Below are 2750 nucleotides of genomic sequence, written 5' to 3'. Positions count from 1 at the left end.
GTCATAATGAGCAACTAATTTCTTAGACATTTCTTCTATATGCTCATCATTAATATTTGCATGACTTAATCTAGTTGGAAGTTCGATTTTAGTAAAGAAGTTTTCTAAAGCTTCTATGCCTTTAATGGCAGTTTCTTCAAGATTATTTAAATTAATATCTATATCAAAAACTCTATTTGCAAATTGAGCAAATCTATTTAAATCATGTTTATATACATATTTCATCCATGCAGGGAAGATGATAGAAAGCCCAGCACCATGAGCAATATCATAAATACCACTTAATTCATGTTCTATATCATGGGTAGCCCAATCACCAAGTCTACCAATACTTAACCAGTCATTATGAGCTACCATTCCAGATAACATAATTTCTGCTCTTGCATTATAGTCATTAGGATTGTTATTTAATCTTAAAGCATTTTCCATAATAGTTTTTAATGTTGCTTCACATAATCTATCAGTTAAGTCAACATATTTTTCGTTTGTAAAATATCTCTCCAAAATGTGGGCTATCATATCAGCTATACCACAAGATGTTTGATATTTTGGAAGAGTATAAGTAAGCTCTGGGTTAAGTATAGAAAAAATAGGTCTTAATGTTGGATGGCCTGTACTTCTTTTATAAAGTCCATCTTCATTAGTTATAACACATCCAGAACTTGTTTCACTACCTGCAGCAGGAATAGTTAATACAGTAGCAAGCTTTAAGCAAGTATGGTTAATATCAGTTCCTATAAATAAATCCCAAACATCACCATTATAATTTACACCAGCAGCAATAGCTTTAGCAGAATCTATTACACTTCCACCACCAACAGCTAGAATAAAATCAATATTATTTTTTCTGCAAATTTCTATACCTTCTCTTACTAAGGATACTCTAGGATTAGGTTTAACCCCTCCGAGTTCAACTATTTCTATATTTTCATTTTTTAGTGAATTTACTATTTTATCATATAAACCAGTAAATTTAATGCTACCTCCACCGTAATGAAGTAATACTTTGTTAGCATATTTTTTTACTTCAGTACCAACTTTAGATTCTGTGTCTTTTCCGAATATAATTTCAGTTTGATTTTTGTAATTAAAATTTCTCATATATCCTCCTTAAATTTATGTAGTATACTTATATAATACTAAAGCTTATACAAGCTTTCAAATAAATAGATTAGTTTTATTTAAATAACTTTCTTGCTAAAGATATCTTATTTTTATATGGAGCAAACCTAATGGGAAATTCTATAAAAGTACCTCTTTTAATAATTGACTTTTTATGGGAAAAACTATCGAAGCTAGCTTTTCCATGATAAGCTCCAAGGCCACTAGAATTAACTCCTCCAAAAGGTAGATAAGAAGAAGCTACGTGGATTATAGTATCATTTATACAACCACCACCAAAGGATAAAGAGTTAAGAATAGTTTTTATCCTAAGTTTATCTTCGGAAAAATAATATAATGCAAGTGGTTTTTCTTTAGATTTAACAAAGTTAATTGCTTCTTCTATAGATGAGTATTCAATTATTGGTAAAATTGGTCCAAATATTTCATCTTCCATAATTTTACTATCTTCTTTAATATCAGTTATGATAGTTGGTTCAAAATAAAGATCATCATCGTTATATCTTCCACCAAAGAATATATTTCCATCATTTAAGTAACCTTTTAGTCTGTTTAATGCTTCAATACTTACAATTCTAGGATAATCACTATTATTTTCAATATCCTTAGAAAATTGAATTTGAATTTCTTTCTTTAGGGATTCTAGTAAAGAATTCTTAATTGATCTTTCTACTAAAATATAATCAGGAGCCACACAGGTTTGACCTGAATTAATTAATTTTCCCCATATAATTCTTTTGGCAGAGAGTTCTATGTTTGCAGTTTCATCAATAATACAAGGACTTTTACCACCAAGTTCTAAGGTTACTGGGGTTAAGCTTTTAGCTGCCTTTTCCATAATTATCTTGCCTACTCTAACACTTCCAGTAAAGAAGATATAATCAAATTTCAAATCTAATAAATAAGAGACAGTTTCTTTTCCGCCTAAAGGATCAACTACTTTAATATAATCTTCTTTAAAATTTTTATTTATTAAATCTTCTAATATTTTAGCAGTATTTGGACTGTTTTCTGAAGGCTTAATAATAGCACAGTTACCAGCAGATATAGCTCCAATAAGAGGAGATATTACTAGTTGAAAAGGGTAGTTAAATGGTCCAATAATAAGAGTAACGCCATAAGGTTCTTTATAAATATAGCTTCTAGCAGGAAAGTAGGCTATAGAAGATTTAACTTTTTCTTTTTTAGACCACTTTTTCAATTTTTTTATATGCAAATTTATCTCTTCATAAACAAGACCTATTTCTGTTGTAAAGCCCTCAAAAGCTGATTTCCTTAAATCTTTATTAAGAGCATCTAAGATATCATTTTCGGAAGATTTAATTATATTTTTTATTTTTTTTAGTGCATTTATTCTAAAGTCTAAATCTTTAGTTGTATTAGCATTAAAGAAATCTTTTTGTTTATTAAAAGTTTCTAGTATATTATTCATAATTCCTCCATAAGAAATTCTAAGTATTTTATAGAAATATTATATTTACCATATATTTATTATAACATTTTGTTTTTAAATAAGTTAGAATTGTTTAAATCTATGTTTTAATAATTAATCTATATTTTGATGACTTATGTTTTTTAGTGAAAAATACTACTTTCTAAGAAAACTCCACCTGAAGCTAAGAATCACT

The 2750-nt window shown here is 28.0% G+C and carries 2 protein-coding genes; both read right to left on the bottom strand.

Going from position 1 to position 2750, the window contains the following annotated elements:
- On the bottom strand, positions 1-1101 hold a 1101-nt coding region (locus E6248_RS15135), incomplete at its 3' end, for an iron-containing alcohol dehydrogenase (protein ID WP_316341602.1).
- 76 nt (positions 1102-1177) lie between these two features.
- On the bottom strand, positions 1178-2554 hold the full coding sequence (locus E6248_RS15130) for an aldehyde dehydrogenase (protein ID WP_316341601.1): 1377 nt from the start codon (positions 2552-2554) through the stop codon (positions 1178-1180).
- Positions 2555-2750: the final 196 nt, after the last annotated feature.

Origin of the sequence: Clostridium sp., assembly GCF_032552055.1 — a bacterium.
Classification (GTDB): Bacteria; Bacillota; Clostridia; order Clostridiales; family Clostridiaceae; genus Clostridium.
This window is presented reverse-complemented; position numbering and strand designations above follow the sequence as displayed.

What these genes read in the sequence shown, in the direction of transcription:
- E6248_RS15130 (WP_316341601.1), bottom strand. Translation starts at nt 2,554, where the DNA reads ATGAATAATATACTAGAAACTTTTAATAAACAAAAAGATTTCTTTAAT.